The 21,757-nt window shown below is 69.2% G+C and carries 15 protein-coding genes; 3 read left to right on the plus strand and 12 right to left on the minus strand.

Annotated features, from left to right (window positions below):
- The first annotated feature begins 479 nt into the window (after positions 1-479).
- On the plus strand, positions 480-2,411 hold the full coding sequence (locus FHS00_RS07045; RefSeq protein ID WP_183471266.1) for a peroxidase family protein: 1,932 nt from the start codon (positions 480-482) through the stop codon (positions 2,409-2,411).
- Positions 2,412-2,619: 208 nt separating this feature from the next.
- Here FHS00_RS07045 and FHS00_RS07050 read toward each other — a convergent pair whose 3' ends face one another.
- The 7 genes from FHS00_RS07050 to xdhA form a co-directional block, all read right to left on the minus strand.
- Positions 2,620-4,965 carry a Tex family protein gene (locus FHS00_RS07050; RefSeq protein WP_183471268.1) on the minus strand — a complete coding sequence of 782 codons (2,346 nt, stop codon included), beginning with the start codon at positions 4,963-4,965 and terminating at the stop codon, positions 2,620-2,622.
- Between the two features lie 141 nt (positions 4,966-5,106).
- Entirely contained in the window at positions 5,107-5,391 is a 285-nt protein-coding gene (locus FHS00_RS07055) for an SH3 domain-containing protein (protein WP_183471270.1), read from the minus strand.
- A 147-nt stretch (positions 5,392-5,538) separates the two neighbouring features.
- The gene (gene guaD, locus FHS00_RS07060) at positions 5,539-6,828 is read right to left on the minus strand and encodes a guanine deaminase (RefSeq protein ID WP_183471272.1); all 1,290 of its coding nucleotides are present in this window, start codon (positions 6,826-6,828) and stop codon (positions 5,539-5,541) included.
- Positions 6,829-6,885: 57 nt separating this feature from the next.
- Positions 6,886-8,475 (minus strand): permease family protein, encoded by a 1,590-nt coding sequence (locus FHS00_RS07065; RefSeq protein WP_183471274.1) that lies wholly within the window; start codon positions 8,473-8,475, stop codon positions 6,886-6,888.
- A gap of 74 nt (positions 8,476-8,549) precedes the next feature.
- Positions 8,550-9,401, minus strand: coding sequence for a xanthine dehydrogenase accessory protein XdhC (gene xdhC / locus FHS00_RS07070; protein WP_183471276.1), 852 nt, complete (start codon positions 9,399-9,401; stop codon positions 8,550-8,552).
- Positions 9,398-11,725, minus strand: a complete 2,328-nt coding sequence (gene xdhB, locus FHS00_RS07075; RefSeq protein ID WP_183471278.1) for a xanthine dehydrogenase molybdopterin binding subunit — start codon at positions 11,723-11,725, stop codon at positions 9,398-9,400. Before xdhB ends, xdhC begins: the two co-directional genes overlap by 4 nt.
- 12 nt (positions 11,726-11,737) lie before the next feature.
- Positions 11,738-13,198: a xanthine dehydrogenase small subunit gene (xdhA, locus tag FHS00_RS07080; protein ID WP_183471279.1), complete on the minus strand. Its 1,461-nt coding sequence runs from the start codon at positions 13,196-13,198 to the stop codon at positions 11,738-11,740.
- Between the two features lie 153 nt (positions 13,199-13,351).
- Here xdhA and FHS00_RS07085 point away from each other — a divergent pair, with 153 nt between their 5' ends.
- Both FHS00_RS07085 and FHS00_RS07090 read left to right on the plus strand, forming a co-directional pair.
- Entirely contained in the window at positions 13,352-14,257 is a 906-nt protein-coding gene (locus tag FHS00_RS07085; RefSeq protein WP_183471281.1) for a LysR family transcriptional regulator, read from the plus strand.
- Between the two features lie 164 nt (positions 14,258-14,421).
- Positions 14,422-14,943, plus strand: a complete 522-nt coding sequence (locus FHS00_RS07090) for an ureidoglycolate lyase (RefSeq protein ID WP_183471283.1) — start codon at positions 14,422-14,424, stop codon at positions 14,941-14,943.
- Positions 14,944-15,006: 63 nt separating this feature from the next.
- Here the strand turns inward: FHS00_RS07090 and FHS00_RS07095 are convergent, their stop codons facing one another.
- The 5 genes from FHS00_RS07095 to FHS00_RS07115 all read right to left on the minus strand — a co-directional run bounded on the left by FHS00_RS07095 (position 15,007) and on the right by FHS00_RS07115 (position 21,696).
- Positions 15,007-16,404 carry an L-serine ammonia-lyase gene (locus FHS00_RS07095; protein ID WP_183471285.1) on the minus strand — a complete coding sequence of 466 codons (1,398 nt, stop codon included), beginning with the start codon at positions 16,402-16,404 and terminating at the stop codon, positions 15,007-15,009.
- 174 nt (positions 16,405-16,578) lie between these two features.
- Complete coding sequence (locus FHS00_RS07100; protein WP_246391161.1) at positions 16,579-17,133, minus strand: sarcosine oxidase subunit gamma; 555 nt, start codon at positions 17,131-17,133, stop codon at positions 16,579-16,581.
- 10 nt (positions 17,134-17,143) lie between these two features.
- Positions 17,144-20,137 carry a sarcosine oxidase subunit alpha family protein gene (locus FHS00_RS07105; protein WP_183471287.1) on the minus strand — a complete coding sequence of 998 codons (2,994 nt, stop codon included), beginning with the start codon at positions 20,135-20,137 and terminating at the stop codon, positions 17,144-17,146.
- Positions 20,134-20,433: a sarcosine oxidase subunit delta gene (locus FHS00_RS07110; RefSeq protein ID WP_183471289.1), complete on the minus strand. Its 300-nt coding sequence runs from the start codon at positions 20,431-20,433 to the stop codon at positions 20,134-20,136. The genes FHS00_RS07105 and FHS00_RS07110 overlap by 4 nt, the downstream gene beginning before the upstream one ends.
- A 9-nt stretch (positions 20,434-20,442) precedes the next feature.
- Positions 20,443-21,696 carry a sarcosine oxidase subunit beta family protein gene (locus tag FHS00_RS07115; protein WP_183471291.1) on the minus strand — a complete coding sequence of 418 codons (1,254 nt, stop codon included), beginning with the start codon at positions 21,694-21,696 and terminating at the stop codon, positions 20,443-20,445.
- Positions 21,697-21,757 lie beyond the last annotated feature (61 nt).

Genomic DNA, 21,757 nt, shown 5'->3' on the forward strand with positions numbered 1-21,757 from the left:
AATGCACCGGAAACGAGGAAATCCATGCCGTGGCAGAGCGTTGCGGGCGATCTTCTCAGCACCGCTGCAACCTATTCGGAGCGGCTGGTTACGGGTGACAAGAACTGCGTCCGAACATCACGAACCGTGAATATGACCAATACATCGATCTAGGCCAAGTACAACAAACTATAGGACAATCGCGCATCACGCTTTCGCCGAACCCCCTCCGAAACCTCATGAAATCGGCCGCAGCCGGGTTTCAGGAACAAACAGCGTCCCATCCCGATTCGGGCTCTCCTTCCTAGGAGAATTCATTACAAGCACGGCCCAATTTCTCACGAAAAATTGTGTTAATATGGACCTGTCCCCGAGACTCGTCCCATCGCATGATCCCGGCCCCTCAGAGGGCCGATGGCGGCTTTGTGCCTCCAGACCCTATCCCCATGGGTCCCCCTCCTGCGGCTTCGGGCGAGCCTGTATTGTTTTTGGAGGTTGAGATGCCCGTTTCCCCGAACCCCTTCCTGCGTCCCGCCGATGGCCGCTACACCCATCCCGACCACCCCGACTGGGGCGCCACCGGCACCGCCCTGCTGCGGATGCCGTATTATGACCCGGCCGCCTATGGCGCGATGTCGAGTTACGGCCGCCCCAACCCCCGGGCCATTTCGAACGCCATCGCGGTTCAGGAGGGCGACACCCCGAACGCGGCGGGAGCCTCCGACTTCCTGTGGATCTGGGGCCAGTTCATCGATCATGACATGTCTCTGACCAGCCCGGGCCACAGCGAGACCGCCCATATCCCGGTGCCACAATGGGACCCCCATTTCGACCCCGCCGGCCATGGGACCGCAGAGATCCCCTTCACACGTGTCGAAGCGCATGACGGGCACTACACCAACGAAATCACCGCCTATATCGACGGCTCGATGATCTACGGCTCGGACGAGACCCGGCTCGCCGAGTTGCGCACCGATGGCGGCAAGCTGCTCCTGACCGAAGAGGGCAACATGGTGCGCGACGGTCATGGCTTCATGACCGGCGACGTGCGCGCCGCCGAAAACGTGGCGCTGTCGTCGATGCACACCATTTTCGCCCGCGAGCACAACCGCGTGGTCGACGAGCTCTTTGCGGCGGATTCCTCGCTGACCGGTGACCAACTCTTCGCCATGGCCCGCGCGCGGGTCGAGGCGACGATCCAGGCCATCACCTACAACGCCTTCCTACCCATGCTACTCGGCAAGGACGCGATCGGGGGCTATGGGGGCTACGACGAAACGGTGAACCCCGGCATCACGATCGAGTTCTCCACCGCCGTGTTCCGGCTCGGCCACACGCTGCTTTCGGCCAATCTGCAGCGGATGAGCGAGGACGGCACGGCCTACCAGCCGCTCGCGCTACGCGATGCCTTTTTCAAGCCCGCGATGATGAGCCAACCGGACGTCATCGAGAACCTCATGCGGGGCGCCGCCACCCAGACCGCCCAGGCGCTCGACAACGCGGTCGTCGAGGATGTGCGTTCCTTCCTCTTCGGCGCGCCCGGCGCCGGTGGCTTCGATCTCGCCGCGCTCAACATCCAGCGCGGCCGCGATCTCGGCATCGGGAGCTACAACGACCTGCGCGAGGCCGTCGGGCTCGCGCGGGTGACGAGTTTCTCCGAGATCACCTCCGATGCCGCCCTCGCCGCAAAGCTGGCGTCTGTCTACGCCAATCCCGACGATGTCGATGCATGGGTCGGCGGACTCGCCGAGGACCCGGTCAATGGTGGGCTTCTCGGCGAGACATTCTCGCGCGTCATGATCGACCAGTTCACCCGGCTGCGCGACGGCGACCCCTATTGGAGCGAGGGCCGCGCGGATCTCTCCGACGCCGAGAAGGCGGCCCTGTGGGACACCACGCTGTCGGATGTCATCCTGCGCAACACCGATGTCGAGGCGCTGCAGAAGGACGTCTTCATCGCCATGAACCGCATGGTCGGTACCGACGGCCATGACAAGATCATGGGCGGCGGGGAGCGCGACTTCATCTTCGGCGACAATGGCAACGACAAGCTCTATGGCCGCGATGGCGGCGACGACCTGCAGGGCGGCAGGGGCCGGGACAAGCTCATGGGCGGAAACGGCGACGACTATCTCGATGGCGGCGCCGGCAACGACATGCTGGTCGGTGGCAGGGGCGACGACATGCATGAGGGCGGCGCGGGCCGGGATCGCTTCGACTTCAACGTCCGACAGGGGGGCCACGACACCATCAAGGATCTCGAGATCGGCATCGACGGCGTCAAGATCACCGGCGTCTCGCTGCGCAAGCTCGATATCAGCGAGGTGGATGGCGAGCTGACCCTTTCCTACGGACGCACCGATTGGAGCTTGACGCTCGAGAACCTCACTCTGCAGGACTGGAACCAGCACGGCTGGAACATCCTCGGCTAGGTCTTTGCGGGATACCGTCCCGAGCGGCGGCGCCCCAGCGGGACGGCGCGCCCTCGGGATTGCCGCGCGGCGTCCGTGGACGCCGAGGACATCCCTCCGAGGCGACCGATGACGCCGAGCATGGAGGCGGGCGTTTCGGAACCCCGGCCCTCACGCACCGCAAGCCCGGCAGGGACGCCGCCGGGCCCGCGTGACACGTCATGCGCCGTCAGCGCTTCTTCATCGCCTCGAGCAGGGCCGAGCCGAGGGCGCCCGGCTGGTCCGCGCCCTTGGCCGCGCCGCCCTTCCGACCATCGCCCTGGAGCGGCTTGCCGGGCTTGCGCGGCGCGTCCTTGCGCCGCTCCTGCCGCTGATCGCCCCTTGCGTTGCGATCCTCCTTGGCCGAGGCGCCGCCATCCTTGCGCATCGTCAGACCGATGCGCTTGCGGGCCACGTCGACCTCGGTGACGCGCACCTGCACCACGTCGCCGGCCTTCACCACCTCGTGCGGGTCCTTCACGAAACGGTCCGCCAGCTGGCTGACATGGACGAGACCGTCCTGGTGCACGCCGATATCCACGAAGGCGCCGAAGGCCGCGACGTTGGTCACGGTGCCTTCGAGGCGCATGCCCTCGCGCAGGTCGGTGATCTCCTCCACGCCCTCGGCGAATGTCGCCGTCTTGAAGCTCGGGCGCGGGTCGCGGCCCGGCTTTTCAAGCTCGGCGAGGATGTCGCGCACCGTCGGGAGGCCGAAATGCGCGTCGGCATAGGCCTCGGCCCGCACGCCGCGCAGCGCCTCCGGGTTGGACTGGAGGCTGCGCAGATCGCGGCCGCAATCGGCGACGATCCGGCGCGCCACGTCATAAGCCTCGGGGTGGACGGCAGAGGCGTCGAGCGGCTCCTTGCCATCGCGGATGCGCAGGAAGCCGGCGCATTGCTCGAAAGCGCGCGGCCCGAGGCGGGCGACTTTCAGAAGCTCCTTGCGGGTGGTGAATGGTCCGGTCTCGTCACGATGCGCGACGATCGACTCCGCCAGCCCCGGGGTCAGGCCGGAGACATGTGACAGCAGCGGCGCGGAGGCGGTGTTGAGGTCGACACCGACGGCGTTCACCGCGTCCTCGACCACCGCTTCGAGCGATTTCGACAGGCGGCGCTGGTCGACGTCGTGCTGGTACTGGCCGACGCCGATGCTCTTGGGTTCGATCTTCACCAGCTCGGCCAGCGGGTCCTGCAGGCGCCGGGCGATGGAGACCGCCCCGCGCAGCGACACGTCGAGATCGGGGAACTCCTTCGAGGCCAGCTCGGAGGCCGAATAGACCGAGGCGCCCGCCTCGCTGACGATCACCTTGGTCGGTTTCTTCACGTCGCCGGGCAGCAGCGCGAGCGTGTCGGTGACCAGCTTCTCGGTCTCGCGAGAGGCGGTGCCGTTGCCGATCGCGATGAGTTCGATGCCATGCACCTTGATCAGCCGCAGAATCGCGGCCTGCGCGCCTTGAACGTCCTTTTTCGGCTGGAAGGGATAGAGCGTGTCGGTGGCCAGGACCTTGCCGGTCGCGTCGATCACCGCTGCCTTCACCCCGGTGCGGATGCCCGGGTCGAGGCCGAGCGTCGGCCGCGCGCCCGCAGGTGCGGCGAGCAGGAGATCCTTGAGATTGCGCGCGAAGACGGCGGTCGCCTCCTCATGGGCGCGGGCCCGCAGTTCGGCGACGAGCTCGGTCATCATCGTGGTCGAGAGCTTCACCCGCCAGGCCCAGCTCGCCACCTCGCGCAGCCAGCGATCGCCCGGCCCGTCGCCCGAGGGGCGCAGCCGGGCCGCGACCATGGACTCGCAGCGGGGTTCGCCGACCTCCTTGTCGGGGCCGATGTCGAAGCGGATGACGCCTTCCTTCATGGCGCGCAGCAGCGCCAGGGCGCGGTGCGACGGCATGGTCGACCACTTCTCGGAATGGTCGAAATAGTCCGAGAACTTGGCCCCCGCCTGCTCCTGGCCGGCGACCACCTTGGCGGTGACGATGGCCTCCTTGCGCAGGTAGTCCCGCAGCTCGCCCAACAGCTCGGCGGTCTCCGACAGCTCCTCGGTGAGGATGTCGCGGGCACCGTTGAGCGCCTCCCGCACCTCGGGCACCGCTTCGCTCAGATAGGCTTTCGCGAGCGCCTCCGGGTCCTTGGAACGGTCCGCCATGATCGCGTCGCGCAGCGGCTCGAGCCCGTTCTCGCGCGCGATCATCGCTTTGGTCCGGCGCTTGGGCTTGAAGGGCAGGTAGATGTCCTCGAGCTGCGTCTTGGTCTCGGCGGCGTCGATGGCGCGTGCCAGCGCGTCGGTGAGCTTGTCCTGCTCGCGGATCGACTTGAGGATCGCGTCACGCCGGTCGTCGAGCTCGCGCAGATAGCCCAGGCGGTCGGCCAGCAGGCGCAGCTGCGCGTCGTCGAGCCCGCCCGTGGCTTCCTTGCGGTAGCGCGCGATGAAGGGAACGGTCGCGCCCTCGTCGAGCAGCTTGATCGCGGCGGCGACCTGGGCGGCGTTCGCGCCGATGTCCTGGCCGATGGTCCGGTTGATACGGGTGGCGCGATCCATGGTAGTCCTTTCATCCCCTGCAACGGCCTGCATACGCGCGCGGGCGGACGGACAAAAGGGTGGCCGCTGCTGCCCCCGCCCAGGCGGGCCCGCTGGGCAGGACTTCGCCGCCGCGCGTGCGCCGAGGAGGAAGGGGTCGGGTCAGGAATCCGAGAGGTAGTCCTCGGAGACGTAGCCGGTGATCTCGGGCGTGTCGGCGAGCGAGACGCGGCACCACAGCTGTCCCACCTCGGTCACGCAGTTGCGCCGGATCAGCGGCGTGCCGTCGGGAATGCCCAGGATCACGCTGTAATCGAGCCCGGGCCCCGCGCGCAGGTTGAGCAGCTCGTCGGGGCCGGCGCCCTTGACCACGGTTCGGGTCCCTGACCCGGCGCAGCCGGAGAGGAGCATCAGCATCAGGGTCGCGGCGATGGCGGGGCGGCGCATAAGCTCACCTTCTTGGTTTCCGTCTCGTGCCCTTTTGTCAGGCCGGTCGCCGCGAGTGAAGCAGGAACTCCGCCCGTGGCGGCGCGCCGCTCGTGGACGTATGGCGATCCCCCGGCGCGGCCCTGCTGCCGCGCCGGGGCGAGGCGGTCATTTCTGCGGACGGCCCGCCACGTAGGTCTGCGCCACCGCCCGGTCATCGCCCAGCATCTGCAGCACGAACAGCTCGTCCTCGAGGCGCTCCACCCGCTCCATGCGCAGCGCCATGGCCGGGGTCGCGCGGGCGTCGAGGATGACGATGTCGGCCTCGGTGCCCGCATCGAGCGTGCCGATCCGATCCGCCAGACCCAGCGCGGCGGCGTTGCCACGGGTGATCCAGTCGAAGGCCCGCAGCGCGTGCAGGCTCTGGTTCTGCAGCTGCAGGATCTTGTAGCCCTCGTTCAGGGTCTGCAGCATCGAGTAGCTGGTGCCCGCGCCGATATCGGTGGCGATGGCGTTGCAGGCGCCTGCGTCGCGCATCCGCGCCTCGTCGAACAGGCCGCTGCCCAGAAACAGGTTCGAAGTCGGGCAGAAGACCGGCCGCGCGCCGGTCTCGGCGATCCGCGCCACCTCGCGGTCGCTCAGATGGATCGCGTGACCCAGCAGCATCCGGTCGTTCAGCAGGCCGTAATGGTCGTAGATGTCGAGATAATCGCGCGCCCGCGGGTAGAGCGAGGTGGCGAAGGCGATCTCGTCGCGGTTCTCGGACAGGTGGGTCTGCACGTGGCAACCGGGATGCGCGGCGACCAGCGCGCCCGCCATCTCCATCTGTTCGGGCGTCGAGGTGATCGCGAAGCGCGGCGAGATGGCGTAGCCCGCCCGCCCGCGCCCGTGCCATTTCGCGATCAGCGCCTCGGTCTCGTCATGGCCCTGCTGCGCCGTGTCGCGCAGATTGTCGGGGGCGTTCCGGTCCATCATCACCTTGCCGCCGATCATCCGCATGTCGCGCGCCGCCGCCGCCTCGAAATAGGCGTCGGCCGAAGCCGGGTGGACCGAGCAATAGGCCACTGCGGTGGTGGTGCCATGCGCGCAGAGCAGGTCGAGGAAACGCGTCGCCATGGCCTGCGCATGCTCCGGGTCGACGAAGCGGGCCTCCTCGGGGAAGACGTAGCCGTTCAGCCAGTCGAGAAGCTGTCGGCCCCAGGACGCCACGACCTGGAGCTGGGGAAAGTGGATATGCGGATCGATGAAGCCCGCCATCATCAGATGCGGGCGATGGTCGATCACCGTCGCACCGCCCGCCTGCGGGGCCACCTCGTCATGCGTGCCGGAGGCGAGGATGACGCCGTCGCGCAAAAGCAGCGCGCCGTCCTCCTCGTAGCGATAGGCGCCGGTGTCGTCGGGGTCCTGCGGCTGCGCCGAAAAGCTGAGCAGTCGGCCGCGAAGCAGTGTGTCGGTCATGGGTCGGATCCTTGGAGAGCGCCCGGCCCGCATGCGTCGCGGGCCGGGCAGGTTGCATCATTCGGCCGGCGCGGCGGCCGTGGTGGGAGGAAGGGTGGCGTCGCCCGCCGTCTCCGGTTCGGCCTGCCGCGCGATCAGCGGGTAGACGAACAGGAAGGCGGCGGTGATCAGGTAGCCCACCGTGATCCCGTCGAGCTGCGGCCACTGCAGCGAAGCGGCGTGCAGGATGCCGACCGAGGACATCACGGCCGCGGCCAGCGCGAAGCCCGCGGCGTTGCGGAAGCGCGCGTCGATCACCGAGGCCACGATCGCGCCCCAGACGAGACCGGTGATGATCGCGCCCTGCGCCAGGGCGAGATGGCCCTCGTAATGCGCGCCCTCCTGCATCAGCGCCGCGGTGAGCGCCGCGTCTCCCAGCGCCGGTGCGCCCTCGACCCCGACCGCGTTCATCGCGTTGGCGAGCGAGCCCCACTTGGTGACCAGGAAGCTCGAGATATGCGGCAGGATCGCGATGGTGACCGCAGCCATGCTCTCGGGGCGGACCGAATGGGCGGTGTTGGTGATCAGGCTGATCGCCACGAAGACCAGCACCGGCGCGGCCGCCGCGATCGGGATCAGCCCGTTGAGAAGTGCCAGCAGCCCGAACACCGCCGACAGGCCGATCACGCCCGCCACGCCGATGATGTAGCCCGCATGCGCCTCCATCCGCTTGTAGGCGGGATGGCCGATATAGACCGTGGTGGGAAAGGGCGAGCCGAACACCGCCCCGATCATCGTCCCGGCCCCGTCGGTCAGCTGGCACAGCCCGACCGGGTAGACGTCACCCGCGGCCTCGGCGCTCTCGACGTTGTTCATCGTCTCGATGAAGTTGTAGATCTGCACCGGCACCAAGACGAGCAGCAGCTCGGGGTTGGCGATGAGGTAGCTCACCCCCGCCATCAGGTCGCCGATCCAGGGCAGCGGCGGGTAGAAGCCGATCTGCTCGACCTGCCAGGACGACTGCCCCAGCACGATCGCGGCGATGGTGCCGACGCCGATCGCCAACAGTCCCGCCGGGATGTCGAAGGGCAGCCGGAACCGCCCGACCAGCCCCCACAGGATGATCACCAGCGACGAGAAGCCGATCACCGGGTTCTCGAAGATGGTGGCCAGCGGCACCGATCCGATGAACACCAGCGCGATGCCGCACAGCGTGCCGAGCATGCCCGCGCGCGGCGTGATCCGCTTGAGCAGCGGGCCGACCAGCGCGCCGCAGGCGGCGACGATGCCGCCCAGGAAACCCGCGCCGATGCCGACCTGCCAGGCCAGCAGCGCATCCTGCGTCGCCCAGTAGATCGGCCCGATCACCCCGAAGAGATAGACGAACATCACCGGCGTGGAGATGCCGTAGGGCAGCGCCGTCACGTCGCGCCCGGTCCGCTGCGCGATCCGCCGCGCCAGCCAGACATAGACCGCGACCCCGGCCAGGATGGCGATGGCCGCCCCCGGCACGATCCGCCCGTAGACGATCTCGGGCGGCATGCGGAACAGGAACTGGCAGACGCCCGAAAGCACCATCAGGTTCACGAGGTTGTCGGTGAACAGCGCCCAGAACGCGCTGTAATCGCTCCGGGCGAATATCTTGTAGCTGTAGCCTTGTCGGGTCATCTTCGGGCTCCTCCCCTTGTCCCCACCCGCCCGCACCGCCGCAGATCCTCCCCCGCGCGGCCCGAGCGGAAAATTCACGTCATGACGTGGTTTTTCGCGTGCTCCTCAACACGCGCCTTTGCGCCGCTCCTCGCTGCGGCGGCATGGCCCAGCACCGCGGCCAGCGCCTCGGCCGCGACGAAGGCCGCAATCACCTCTGGCCGCTTGTCATCGGCATGTGCACCCATCGGGCAGACCAGCCGGTCGACCGGACGATCGGGCCATTGCGTGCGCAAATAGCGGGCGAACTTGGCCCGCTTCGTCGCCGATCCGATCATGCCCGCATAGGCCGCGTCGTCGCGTGCCAGCGCTTCGGCGGCGAGCAGGAAATCGAGCGCGTGATCATGGGTCAGCACCACGAAGGCCGAGCCCGGCGGCGCGGCGCGGATCAGCGCCTCCGGCAGCACGCTGAGCCGGGTCTCGACCTGCGCCGTGCATTGCGCGAGCTCCCCGGCCCGGCTGTCGACGAGGACGACGCGCAGCGGCAAGGTCTGGGCGATCTGCGCCAGCGCCCGGCCGACATGGCCCGCGCCAAAGATGTAGAGATGCGGCCGGGCGCGCGCCTCGGCCTCGGCGTCGGCCAGCATCGCCGCGCGCACGGCATCATCGAGCCGTTCCAGCGCGATCTCGACCCGCCCGCCGCAGCATTGGCCGATCTCGGGGCCCAGCGGCACGTCCATGCGCGCACGCTTCTCGCCATCGCGCAGCATCGCGCGGGCGCGGTCGATCGCCATGTATTCGAGTTGACCGCCGCCGATCGTGCCGTGCAGGGCAGCCGCGCCGACCACCATCTCGGCCCCCTCCTCGCGCGGGCACGAGCCGCGCACCCGCACGAGGCGCAGCCGCACCGCCTCCGGCATCCGCGACAGAGCCCGCGCCAAAGTCATGCCCGCGCGCCCCTCAGACGTTCGACCGCCATCAGCACCCGCTCGGGCGTGGCGGGCGCGTCGAGCCGCGGGCAGACCCGGTAGTCCGCCACGCTCGCCACCGCCATCGACAGCGCCTCGAACACCGAGATGCCGAGCATGAAGGGCGGCTCGCCCACGGCCTTGGACCGCTTGATGGTCGGCTCGCGGTTCTCGCTCCAATCGGCGAGGGCCACGTTGAAGACGCGCGGCCGGTCGGAGGCGAGCGGGATCTTGTAGGTCGAAGGCGCATGGGTGCGCAGCTGCCCGGCCTTGTCCCACCACAGCTCTTCGGTGGTGAGCCAGCCCATCCCCTGCACGAAGGCGCCCCCGACCTGCCCGATGTCGAGCTCCGCGTTCAGAGACCGGCCAACATCGTGCAGGATGTCGGTGCGCTCGACCCGGTATTCGCCGGTCAGCGTGTCGATCGACACCTCCGAGACCGAGGCGCCATAGGCGAAGTAGTAGAAGGGCCGTCCCTTGCCGGCGGCGCGGTCCCAATGGATCTTGGGCGTCTTGTAGAAGCCCGCCGCCGAGAGCTGGACCCGCGCCATGTAGGCCGCGCCGATCAGCTCCTCGAAGCGCATGGTGGTGTCGCCGACATGCACCCGGCCCCCTTCGAAGCGGATCGCCTCGGGCGCGACGCCCCAGCGCTCGGCCGCGAAATCGACGAGCCGCGCCTTGATTTGCTGGCAGGCGTCGAGCGCCGCCATGCCGTTGAGATCCGAGCCGGAGGAAGCCGCCGTGGCCGAGGTGTTGGGCACCTTTTCGGTGGTGGTGCGGGTGATCTTCACCCGGCCGAACTCCACGCCGAAGGCCTCGGCCACGATCTGCGCGATCTTGGTGTTGAGCCCCTGCCCCATCTCGGTGCCGCCGTGGTTCAGGTGGATCGAGCCGTCATTGTAGACATGCACCAACGCGCCCGCCTGGTTGTACCAGGTGGCGGTGAAGGAGATCCCGAACTTGACCGGCGTCAGCGCGATGCCGCGCCGGATCACGCCGCCCCTGGCGTTATGCGCGAGCACGGCGGCGCGGCGCGCCTGGTAGTCGCTCGACGCCTCCAGCTCGTCGACGATCCGGCCGATCACGTTGTCCTCGACGCTCTGGTGATAGGGCGTCAGGTCGCGGCCATCGCCGGGCTGGCCGTAGAAATTGGCGCGCCGCACCTCCAGCGTGTCCTTGCCGAGGCTGTAGGCGATCTCCTCGATGATCCGCTCCGCCGCGATCACGCCCTGCGGGCCGCCAAAGCCGCGAAACGCCGTGTTCGAGACGGTGTTGGTCCTCAAAGGGTGCGAGCGCAGGCGCACATTGGGATAGAAATAGGCGTTGTCGGCATGAAACAGCGCCCGGTCCGTCACCGGCCCCGAAAGGTCGGAGGAGAAGCCGCAGCGCGCCGCGAACTCGCCGTCCAGCGCGGTGATCCGGCCGGTCTCGTCGAAGCCGACATCGTAATCGATGACGAAGTCGTGCCGCTTGCCGGTGGCCTGCATGTCGTCGTCGCGGTCGGGGCGCAGCTTGACCGGCCGGTTCCAGCGCTTCGCGGCGAGGGCCGCGACGGCGCAGAACAGGTTCATCTGCGTCTCCTTGCCGCCGAAACCGCCGCCCATGCGCCGCACGTTCACCGTCACGTCGTTGGAACGTATCCCGAGCACCCGCGCCACCATGTGCTGCGCCTCGCTCGGGTGCTGGGTCGAGGAGTGGACCAGCACGTCGTCATCCTCGCCCGGCAGGGCGAAAGCGATATGCCCTTCGAGATACATGTGGTCCTGCCCGCCGACCCGCATCCGCCCCCGGATCCGGTGCGGCGCGGCCGCCAGCGCGGGGCCGGGCTCGCCGCGCTCGAGCGTGAGCGGCGGGGTGACGTAGCCGTCGCCCGCCGCCCGCGCCGCGTCGATGTCGAGCAGCGGCGGCAGGTCCTCGTAGTCGATCTCGGCCAGCCGCGCGGCCCGGCGCGCCGCGTCGCGGCTCTCCGCCACCACGGCAAAGATCGGCTGGCCCCAGAACTCGACCTTGTCGGTGGCAAAGATCGCCTCGTCGTCCCGCCCGGTCGGGCTCACATCGTTGATGCCGGGAATGTCGGCGGCGCTCAGCACGCCGACCACCCCGGCCGCGCCGCGCACCCGTGTCAGGTCGATGGCGCGGATCCGGGCATGGGCCCGGGTCGACAGCCCCAGATAGGCGTGCAGCGTGCCGACGGGTTCGGGGATGTCGTCGGCATATTCGGCCCGGCCGGTGACATGCTTGACCGCGCTGTCATGGCGCGGATCGGTCTGCGTCAGCGCCGTCTCTTCGGTGAAGTCCTTCATGGCAATGATCCTTCAGGCTCGGGCCAGGCGCACCGGCTCGGCCAGCCCCGCATGTTCGAGGAAGACCCGGCGAAACAGGTTGCGCGCCACGCTCAGGCGGTACTCGGCGCTGGCCCGCCAGTCGGCCAGCGGCGTGAAGTCCTCGGCCAGCCGCTCCGCCGCGGCGACGAGCGCCGCCTCGCTCCAGGGCTGGCCGCGCAACACCGCCTCAGCGGCCGCGGCGCGTTTGGGCGTGCCGGCCATGCCACCCATCGCGATCCGTGCCGTCACGATGCGGCCCGCCTCGACATGCAGGTTGAAGGCGGCGCAGACCGAGGAGATGTCCTCGTCGCGGCGCTTGGAGATCTTGTAGGCCGCGTGGATCCGGTCCGGCTGCGGCGCAGGCAGGTGGATCTCCTCGATGAACTCGCCCGGCACGATGTCCTGCCGCCCGTATTCGATGAAGAAGTCCTCGATCGGAAGGCGGCGGCGGTTCTCGCCGTGGCGCAGGACGATCTCGGCGCCGAGCGCGATCAGCACCGGCGGCATGTCCCCGATCGGCGATCCGTTGGCGATGTTGCCGCCGATCGTGCCCATGTTGCGCACCTGCCAGCCGGCGATGCGGGACCAGAACTCGCGCAGATGCGGATAGGCGTCGCACAGCGCCGCCTCGCTGTCGGAATAGCTCGCCCCCGCCCCGATGCGCAGCCCCTCCGGCCCGCGCTCGACCCGGCGCAGCGCGTCGAGATGGCCGAGCAGGACGACCGGCGAGATGTCCTTCAGGAACTTGGTCACCCACAGCCCGACATCGGTGGCCCCGGCCACCAGCGTCGCTTGGGGGTGGGCGCTCAGCACGCGCGCCAGATCGTCGATATCGGCGGGCAGGATGGCGCGGCTGTCGCCACGGCGCAGCTCGACTCTGCGGCCATCGCGCAGTGCTGTCAGCCGGGCGGTCACGGCCGCCCGCTCGCGGTTCAAGGCGTCCTCGGCGGGGCTGCCATAGCGGGTCACCGCGCGGGCGGCGCGGATGATCGGCGCATAGCCGGTGCAGCGGCAGAGATTGCCCTGCAGCGCGGTCTCGATCTCGGTCTCGTCGGGATCGGCGTTCTGCATCCACAGCGCATAGAGCGACATCACGATCCCCGGCGTGCAGAAGCCGCACTGGCTGCCGTGATGCTCTACCATCGCCTGCTGGACGGGGTGCAGCCGACCTCCGGGGCCCGACAGGTGCTCGATCGTCACGACGTGGCAGGCGTCGAGCGACGCGGCGAGGCGGATGCAGGCATTCACCGGCTCGTAGCGCAGCCCGGCCTCGCTCAGCCGGCCCACCAGGACCGTGCAGGCCCCGCAATCGCCCTCGGCGCAGCCTTCCTTGGTGCCGGTGAGGCGCCGCTCCAGCCGCAGCATGTCGAGCAGCGTGTCGCCCGCGCCGACGGCCCCGGTAGTGACCTCCGTGTCGTTCAACAGGAACCGGATCTCGGATCTCGGCTGCATGGCGTCACCTCCCCGCGCTGTGGCGGTTGGACCCTGCCGCAAATCCGGCTTCGAAAATACGCCTGTGGAGGTTAAGCTTTATCAACGTTTCGTTGAAAAAGAGCCGGGCGCTGCTGGTGCATTCTGGCCCGGTCGCATCCGAGGATCGGTCCCATGCCCTATATCGAAAGCCTGCATGTCTTCGTGCGCGTGGTCGAGCTGGGCTCGATCACGGCGGGCGGGCGCGACCTGCGGCTGACCCCGGCGGTCGCCAGCAATCGCGTCAAGGAGCTGGAGCGGCGGCTCGGCGTTCGGCTGTTCAACCGCACCACGCGCAGCCTGTCTCCGACCGAGGCCGGGCAGAGCTTCTATCACCATGCCCGCCGGGTGATCGAGAGCCTGCAGGACGCCGAGGCGGCGATCGCGGGGTTCTCGGGACATCCGCGCGGCACGATCCAGGTCACCGCGCCGCTGGGCTTCGGCAAGCGCTACGTCGCGCCGCTGGTCCCGCGCTTCGTGGACGCCTATCCCGACGTCTCGGTCCGGCTGCGCCTGTCCGACCGCAAGGTCGACATGCTCGAGGACGGGCTCGACATCGCCTTCGTCGTCGGCCAGCCACCCGAGTCCACGCTGAAGCTGCGCAAGATCGCCGACTGCCCGCGCGTGCTCTGCGCCTCTCCCGACTATCTCGCGCGGCACGGTACGCCCCGCACGGCAGCCGATCTCGTCACAGGCGGGCACAACTGCCTGCTGCTGCGCTATCCCCGCTCGCCCGAGTATTTCTGGACGCTGGAAACCCCGGAGGGGCCGCGCAAATGCGAGCTGTCGGGCAAATATGACAGCGACGACGGCGACGTGCTGACCGCCTGGGCGCTCGATCACCGCGGCATCGTCAACAAACCGCGCTTCGAGGTGGCGGCCCATCTCGCGCGGGGCGATCTGGTCGAGATCCTGTCAGACACGCCGCCCATCGCCGCGATCGCGGGCTGCCTCTATCCGCATCGGCGGCTGCAGGACCCCAAGCTGCGGTTGTTCCTCGACTTCATCACCCCCCGCTGCCGCGAAGCACTCTCGGCCTGAGGTCGCCCGGAACGGGGTGCTTTCCCTCGAAAAGGAACACGCAACTCCTCCGCGACGGACCACAGGGTCGCTGCGGCTGAGGGTTTATCAACCATCCATAGATAATCCCCCGCGCCATTCGCGGTTAACCTAGGGGCCGGTCGAGGCTTTGGGAGGAGCTGAGCATGGATCTGGAAATCACCGCCATCCGCATCGAAACCTTCGCGCCCTATGGCGAGATCGTCCCCGCCGGTTCGGTCGAGGAGCACCTGATGGATGCGCGGATCTACGCGCGTTTGCGGCCGGGCGGCGCGCCCTGCCCGCCGCGCCTGCGCCGCCAGACGGCCCGGCCGCCGCAACTGCCCTTCGCGCTGCATTGCCTGCAGCGGTACAGGACCACGCGCTGCCTGTGCCTGCCCGACCCGGGGAGCCAACAGCTGATCGTGGTGGCGCGGGCGGATCGCTTCAGGCCGCGGGACATCCGGGCGTTCGAGTTCGGCGGGCACCTCGCGCTGAACCTGCGCGAGGATGTCTGGTTCGGGGCCTTCACCCCGCTCGGCACCGCTGCCGGCGCAACGATCATCGAGGCCTCGGCCGCACCGGTCGAGACGCTGGTGCTCGCGACACCGCTGCGGATCACCTCCGGCACGCGGCAGCGCGTGCCGGAGCCCAAGGCGCCGATTCGGAGCCACGGCATTTACGGGTAAGGGGGCCGCATCCTCGGCGGCGGGGGCGTGGGAGCCCCCGTCACCACCCACCGCGTCGCGGTCTCAGCACTCCGGCAGGTTCACGGCGATGCCGCCGGTCGAGGTTTCCTTGTATTTTGTGCTCATGTCCCGCCCGGTCTCGAGCATCACCTTGATGCAGTTGTCGAGCGGCATGAAATGCGTGCCGTCGCCGCGTAGCGCCAGTGCCGCCGCCGAGACTGCCTTGATCGCGCCAAGCGCGTTGCGTTCGATGCAGGGCACCTGAACGAGCCCGCCCGCCGGATCGCAGGTCATGCCTAGGTGATGTTCGAGCGCGATTTCGGCGGCGTTCTCGATCTGCGCGTTGCTGCCGCCCATCGCGGCGCAAAGCCCGGCGGCGGCCATCGCGGCCGCCGAGCCGACCTCGCCCTGGCAGCCGACCTCGGCGCCCGAGATCGAGGCGTTGGTCTTGATGATCCCGCCGATCGCAGCGGCGGTGAGCAGGAAGTCGCGGCGCCGCGCATCGCTCACGCCGTCGCAATGGTCGAGCCAGTAGCGCAGCACCGCCGGCACCGTGCCCGCAGCACCATTGGTCGGCGCGGTGACGATCCGTCCGCCGGCGGCGTTCTCCTCGTTCACCGCCATGGCATAGACGCTCATCCATTCATTGGCGACATGCGGCGCGGGGCGGTTGTTCTGCCGCTCGGCGAGCAGCGCCGCGTGGATCGCACGCGCCCGCCGCTTCACCTTCAGCCCGCCGGGCAGGATCCCCTCCTGCGACAGACCCCGGTCGATGCAGGCGTTCATCGTCTCCGACAGCGCGTCGAGCCGGGCATCCAGGTCGCGCATCCCGCGCGCCACCTCGTTGGCCCGCGTCATCGCCGCGATGCTGAGCCCTGCCGCATCGCCCATCGCCAGCATCTCGCGCGCTGAGCGGAAGGGATGCGGCAGCGCTTCGCCCCCCTGCTGCGTCGAGCCCTCGCGCGATGCGAGCAGCTCGGCCTCGGTCTGCACGAAGCCGCCGCCGACCGAGTAGTAGGTCGTGGTCAGGAACGGGTTCCCGGCCCGGTCGAAGGCCCGGAAGATCATCCCGTTGGCGTGCAGCGGCAGCGCCGGGCCGTAATCGAACAAGAGGTCGGTGTCCGGATCGAAGGCGAGCGGCGGCAGCCCGTCGAGGACGAGCTTGCCGCTCTCGCGCAGCCCGGCGATCAGCCGCTCGGCCGCGTCGGGGTCGAGCGTTTCGGGCCGCTGGCCCAGCAGCCCGAGGATCACCGCGCGGTCGCTGGCGTGGCCCTTGCCGGTGAAGGCGAGGCTACCATGCAGCGACACCCGGACCGAGGCCACCTCGCCCGCGCCGGGGATCCGCTCCGCGCCGCCGCGCAGATCGTCCAAGAACCGCGCGGCGGCGACCATCGGCCCCATCGTGTGCGAGGACGACGGGCCAATGCCGTGCTTGAAGATCTCGAAGACCGGAACGGACATCGGATCAGCCGCGGTTCGGGAGGCTGGCGCGTCTGCGCGCCGGGGCCTCGGCGTCGTGTGACATCCGGTCGATGCTGCAGGCGTCGCGCATGGCGGGCCTCCCTTGGCTGCGGGCCCGGCCGCGCCGGTGGTCACCGGCGGGGTCGGGCGTCTTCGGGTGCGACCGGCGCGGCCCTAGAGCCCGGCGTCGATCTCCGCGCGGCCGATGTCCAGCAGCGCGCGCACATGCGGCGCGAAGCTGCGCCAGACGTCAAGCCGAAAGGCCTCCGGCCCGTCGCGCCACAGCACCACCTGCGCGCTGTCGAACACCGTGCGGACGGCCTCCCCCGGCGCCAACCGGTCGAGGTCGCGCGGGCAGGCGATGGACAGCAGTTCCTGCGCCGCCGGGCCCGAGATCGCGTAGCTGATCTCCCGATCGGAGATCTCGGTGAGGCTGTGCGACGCGGCGACATACGCATCCCGCGCCGCTTCGACGATCGCATCGCGGGCCGCCTCGGGCGCGCAGATCAGCCATTCGTCCGGCCCGAGGCAGAGCGCCTTGCGACCCTGCGCTTCGGCGATCTGGCCGATCCGTCCGGGCAGGTCGAGCCCGAGCGCCTGTCCCAGAACGGGCGCGTTCGTGGGCCGGACCCGCAGGGAAAACCGTGCCTCGGGGGCCAGTTCTTCGATCCGCAACCGGGCCCCGGCCTCCGAGGTCACGGGAAAATCATGCGTCTGATCTGTCATCATGCGCCCCTCCTCAGAGCTTCAGCCGGCTGCCATCGGGGTCGTAGAAGGCGGTCGAGGTGATGCGCGCCCGGTGCGTGCCGTCCGGCATCGGAAGATAGACGTCGCGCCCCTCCATATCATGCCCACCCTCGATCAGCGCCATGGCGATGGACCGACCGAGCGTCGCGCTATGATAGGACGAGGTGACGTGACCGACCATCTTCATGGGCAGGGGCTGATCGGGATCGAGCACGATCTGCGCGCCCTCCTCGAGCTTCACACCGCCATCCTCGGTCAGAAGACCGACCAGCTGCTTGCGCCCCGGGGCCACGAGGTCAGGCCGCGCCAAGCTGCGTTTACCGACGAAATCGGGCTTTTTCTTCCCGATCGCCCAGCCGAGACCGGCGTCTTCCGGCGCCACCGTGCCGTCGGTGTCCTGTCCGACGATGATGAAGCCCTTCTCGGCGCGCAGCACATGCATCGTCTCGGTGCCGTAGGGGGTGATGTCATGCGGCCTGCCCGCTTCCATCAGCGCCTCCCACAGCGCCAGACCATGCCGCGCCGGCACGTTGATCTCGAAGCCCAGCTCGCCGGTGAAGCTCAGCCTGAACAGCCGCGCGGGGAAGCCCGCGACCCGGCACTCGGCCACCGACATGTGCGGCATCGCCTCGGCCGAGAGGTCGACGCCCTCGACCAGCCCCTCGAGCACCTTTCGGGCGTTCGGCCCGTTCAGCGCCACGGTCGCCCATTGCTCGGTGGTCGAGGTCAGCCAGACATCGAGATCGGGCCATTCGGTCTGGAGGTAGTCCTCCATCATGTTCAGCACGCGCGGCGCGCCGCCCGTCGTGGTGGTGACATGAAACAGCTCGTCCGAGAGTCGCCCGATCACGCCGTCGTCGCGGATATAGCCGTCCTCGCCCAGCAGCACGCCGTAGCGGCAGCGGCCCGGCGCCAGCTTGGTCCAGGGGTTGGTGTACATCCGGTTCATGAACTCGACCGCGTCCGGCCCCGCGACCTCGATCTTGCCCAGCGTCGAGGCGTCGAAGATGCCGACCGAGGCGCGCGTCGCGCGGCATTCTCGCGCCACTGCCGCCTCCATGTCCTCGCCGCCTTTGGGGAAGTACCAGGCGCGACGCCACAGCGAGACCGGCTCGAACACCGCGCCATTCGCTTCGGCCCAAGGATCGATCGGGGTGCGCCGCGTCACTTCGAAGGTGGCGCCCCGGTGATAGCCCGCGAAGGCGCCGAAGGTCGTTGGCGTATAGGGCGGGCGGAAGGTCGTCAGGCCGACCTCGGGCGGCGCCTTGCCCACCGCGTCGGCGGCGATCATCAGCCCGTTGATGTTCGACATCTTGCCCTGATCGGTCGCCATGCCGTTGGTGGTGTAGCGCTTGACGTGCTCGATCGAGCGCATCCCCTCGCGCACCGCGAGGCGGATGTCCTTGGCGGTCACATCGTTCTGGAAGTCGATGAAGGCGCGCACGCGCGACGATCTGCGATCGGTCGGCAGCTCCCTGTGGCTCTCGCCCGTGCCGGGGCGGTCATGCGCCACGGAAAGGGGCGCGGCCTTGGCCTCATTTCCGAGCGCCCGCGCCGCGTCGGCACCGGCCTTGGCCCCGTCGGTCAGCGCCGCCTCGAAGCCCCAGAGTCCGCGCCCGGCGCCGGCGATGTGGCAATTCTCGGTCATCCGGCCGGGCAGGAAGGTGTTGCTCTCCGCGTCCCACTGCAGGCTGCCCTTGGTGTGCGAGAACAGGTGCAGCGATGGGGTCCAGCCGCCCGACATCAGCAGGCAGTCGCAATGGATCATCCGCGGCTCGCCGACGCGGCCGCCCTGCACCGGGTTCACCGTGACCGACGCCACCCGCAGCCGTCCGCGCGTGCCGGTGACGGTGTGCCCGGCGAGCAGCTCGATCCCCCGCACCCGCGCCTCGGCGCGCAGCGTCTCGGGCGGGGCCGCGCGGGTTTCGACGATGGCGACGATCCGGGTTCCGGCGGCGGCGAGATCGAAGGCCGCGTGATAGGCGCTGTCATGCGAGGTGACGATCACCGCCCGCGTGCCCACCTTCACGCCGTAGCGGTGCAGGTAGGTCTGCGCCGCGCCCGCCAGCATCACGCCGGGCCGGTCGTTGCCGTGGAAGACCAGCGGCTTCTCCAGCGCGCCCTGCGCCAGAACCACCCGCGTCGCCCGCACCCGCCACATCCGCTCGCGCGGGGCGTTGTCGGCGATCTCGTCGAGATGATCGGTGAGCTTCTGGCACAGGCCGATCATGTTCTGGTGGTAGTAGCCGATCGCCGTGGTCCGGGTCATCAGCCGCACGCCGAGGGATGCGAGTTCGGCCAGCGTCGCGTCGAGCCAGTCCCAGGCCGGCCGACCGTCGATCTCCACGCCCGGATCGGAGAGGAGCGCCCCGCCCATCTCCGCATTCTCGTCGACCAGCGTCACCCGCACCCCGGCGCGCGCCGCCTCGAGCGCTGCCATCAGCCCCGAGGGCCCCGCCCCCACCACCAGCAGGTCGGCATGCAGGTAGCGCGAGGCGTAGGTATCGGGATCGACCTCCGAGGGCGCGCGGCCAAGGCCCGCGGCGCGGCGGATCACCGGCTCGTAGAGCTTGTCCCAGAAGCTGCGCGGCCACATGAAGGTCTTGTAGTAGAACCCCGCCGGAAACAGCGGATACAGCGCGTCGTTCACAGCGCCGAAATCGAAGGACAGCGCGCCGAGCCGGTTCTGGCTTTCGCAGATCAGCCCCTCGCGCAGCTCCTGCACGGTGGCGCGGGTGTTCGGCTCGAACCGCCCCGGCCCGCGCGAGGTGCCGATCAGCGCGTTGGGCTCGGCCGAATCCGCCGTCACCGGGCCGCGCGGCCGGTGATACTTGAACGAGCGGCCCATCAGGTGGACGCCATGGGCGAGCAGCGCCGAGGCGACGGTGTCGCCGCGCAGGCCGGTATATTCGCGATTGTCGAAGGCGAAGCGCACGGTCTTGGCGTGATCGACCCGGCCCTTGCCGGGAATGCGGAACTGGCTCACTGCGCGGCCTCCAGCGATGCGAGATCGGGGCGCGGCTCGCCCGCCTTGTAGGTCAGAAGAAATCGGTCGCTCACCGTGTCGCGCACCGCGTTGAAGAAGCGCGCGCAGCCATGCACGTGGCGCCAGCGCTCGAAATGCGGCCCCTTGGGGTTGGAGCGGATGAACAGGAAGTCGCGCCATTCCTCGTCGGACATGGTCGAGGGATCCTCGGGCCGGGCGATATGCGCCTCGCCCGCATAGGCGAACTCCAGCTCCGGCAGGGTCTCGTCGCAATAGGGGCAATGGATCAGCAGCATGGGTCTACCTCAGTGCGCGACGGCGGCGGCGGCCGCCTCGTCGATCAGCCGCCCCGTGCGGAAGCGGTCCAGCGTGAAGGGGGCGTTGATCGGGTGCGGCTCGCCGGTGGCGACGGTATGGGCCAGCGTGTGCGCCGCCCCCGGCGTCGCCTTGAAGCCACCGGTGCCCCAGCCGCAATTGACGAAGAGGTTCTTGACCGGCGTCTTGCCGATGATCGCCGAGCGGTCCGGCGTCACGTCGACGATGCCGCCCCATTTCCGGAGCATCCGCATCCGGTTGAAGATCGGGAAGATCTCGCAGATCGCCGCCACCGTGTGCTCGATCAGCGGCAGCCCGCCGCGCTGTGAATAGCTGGTGTACTGGTCGGTGCCCGAGCCGATCACCAGCTCGCCCTTGTCGGACTGGCTGATATAGGCGTGCACCGTGTTCGACATCACCACGCAGGGGAAGACCGGCTTCACCGGCTCGGAGACCAGCGCCTGCAACGGGAAGCTCTCCAGCGGCATCCGCACCCCGGCGCTCTCCATCACGACCGATGTGTGCCCGGCCGCCGAGACCGCGACCTTCTTGGCGCCGATGAAGCCCTTGGCGGTGTCGACGCCGGTCACGGCGCCGTCCGGGCCGCGCCGGATCGCGATGACCGGGCAGTTCTGGATGATGTCGACGCCGCGCGCCGCCGCCGCCCGCGCATAGCCCCAGGCCACCGCGTCGTGCCGCGCGGTTCCGGCGCGCATCTGCAGCGCCGCGCCCATCACCGGGTAACGCGCATCGGGCGAGATGTTGAGCGGCGGGCAGAACGCCTTGGCTTCCTCGGCCGAGAGCCAGCGGTTGTCGACACCGTTCAGCCGGTTGGAATGGACGTGGCGCTGGAAGGACTGCACGTCGTGCACGTTATGGGCCAGCATCATCACGCCGCGCCGCGAGAACATGACGTTGTAGTTCAGCTCCTGGCTCAGCCCGTCCCAGAGATCGAGCGCGTGGTCATAGAGCTTCGCGCTCTCGTCATAGAGGTAGTTCGAGCGGATGATCGTGGTGTTGCGCCCGGTGTTGCCGCCGCCGAGCCAGCCCTTGTCGATCACCGCGACATTGGTGATGCCGTGCTCCTTGGCGAGGTAGTAGGCCGCGCCGAGCCCGTGCCCGCCCGCACCGACGATGATCACGTCGTATTCCTTCTTGGGCTGCGCATCGGGCCATTGCTCGCGCCAGCGGGTGTGACCGGTGAGCGCGTTCTTCACGACGGCGAAGGCGGAATAGCGGGGCATGGCGCGGTCCTCGGCACGGGGCGGGGCAGTGGGGCTATCCACCTCCTTGGCACGAAACGCG

The sequence above is a fragment of the Limimaricola variabilis genome (genome assembly GCF_014195545.1).
Classification (GTDB): Bacteria; Pseudomonadota; Alphaproteobacteria; order Rhodobacterales; family Rhodobacteraceae; genus Limimaricola; species Limimaricola variabilis.

Bases quoted from the DNA above. Each gene is read 5' to 3' on its own strand.
- FHS00_RS07045 (WP_183471266.1), top strand. From the start codon at position 480: ATGCCCGTTTCCCCGAACCCCTTCCTGCGTCCCGCCGATGGCCGCTAC.
- FHS00_RS07050 (WP_183471268.1), bottom strand. From the start codon at position 4,965: ATGGATCGCGCCACCCGTATCAACCGGACCATCGGCCAGGACATCGGC.
- FHS00_RS07055 (WP_183471270.1), bottom strand. From the start codon at position 5,391: ATGCGCCGCCCCGCCATCGCCGCGACCCTGATGCTGATGCTCCTCTCC.
- guaD (WP_183471272.1), bottom strand. From the start codon at position 6,828: ATGACCGACACACTGCTTCGCGGCCGACTGCTCAGCTTTTCGGCGCAG.
- FHS00_RS07065 (WP_183471274.1), bottom strand. From the start codon at position 8,475: ATGACCCGACAAGGCTACAGCTACAAGATATTCGCCCGGAGCGATTAC.
- xdhC (WP_183471276.1), bottom strand. From the start codon at position 9,401: ATGACTTTGGCGCGGGCTCTGTCGCGGATGCCGGAGGCGGTGCGGCTG.
- xdhB (WP_183471278.1), bottom strand. From the start codon at position 11,725: ATGAAGGACTTCACCGAAGAGACGGCGCTGACGCAGACCGATCCGCGC.
- xdhA (WP_183471279.1), bottom strand. From the start codon at position 13,198: ATGCAGCCGAGATCCGAGATCCGGTTCCTGTTGAACGACACGGAGGTC.
- FHS00_RS07085 (WP_183471281.1), top strand. From the start codon at position 13,352: ATGCCCTATATCGAAAGCCTGCATGTCTTCGTGCGCGTGGTCGAGCTG.
- FHS00_RS07090 (WP_183471283.1), top strand. From the start codon at position 14,422: ATGGATCTGGAAATCACCGCCATCCGCATCGAAACCTTCGCGCCCTAT.
- FHS00_RS07095 (WP_183471285.1), bottom strand. From the start codon at position 16,404: ATGTCCGTTCCGGTCTTCGAGATCTTCAAGCACGGCATTGGCCCGTCG.
- FHS00_RS07100 (WP_246391161.1), bottom strand. From the start codon at position 17,133: ATGATGACAGATCAGACGCATGATTTTCCCGTGACCTCGGAGGCCGGG.
- FHS00_RS07110 (WP_183471289.1), bottom strand. From the start codon at position 20,433: ATGCTGCTGATCCATTGCCCCTATTGCGACGAGACCCTGCCGGAGCTG.
- FHS00_RS07115 (WP_183471291.1), bottom strand. From the start codon at position 21,696: ATGCCCCGCTATTCCGCCTTCGCCGTCGTGAAGAACGCGCTCACCGGT.